Source organism: Achromobacter sp. SIMBA_011, assembly GCF_046535435.1.
In the GTDB taxonomy this organism is placed as follows: Bacteria; Pseudomonadota; Gammaproteobacteria; order Burkholderiales; family Burkholderiaceae_B; genus Achromobacter; species Achromobacter dolens.
In genome coordinates this window covers 1-268 of record NZ_JAWRWN010000546.1, presented here as the reverse complement: position 1 = coordinate 268, position 268 = coordinate 1, and the positions used below count along the sequence as shown (strand labels likewise).

At 70.5% G+C, this 268-nt stretch carries 1 pseudogene; it reads right to left on the bottom strand.

Annotation, left to right across the window (positions count from 1 at the left end):
* Positions 1 to 268: pseudogene (locus SB816_RS32080) on the bottom strand (CpaF family protein); the annotation flags it as partial.

The window sequence follows — 268 nt, the reverse complement described above, 5'->3', positions numbered from 1 at the left end:
CAGCTCCAGACGGCCGCCGCGCTCGACGTAGACCTGCCGGTACGTGTTCACGAGGATGTCGGACACGCCGGGGTCGCGCAGCAGCGCCTCGAGCGGGCCGAAGCCGAACATCTCGTCGTACACGTCGATCGCGAGCTGGCGGCGCTCGATGTCGTTCGCCGGCATGCGCCCCTCGTCGAGGATGCGCGAGATCAGCGCCGAGATCTCGTGGCGGACCTGCTCCTGCGGCAGCCGCGACAGCCGCTCCAGCTCGACGCGCTCGAGCACC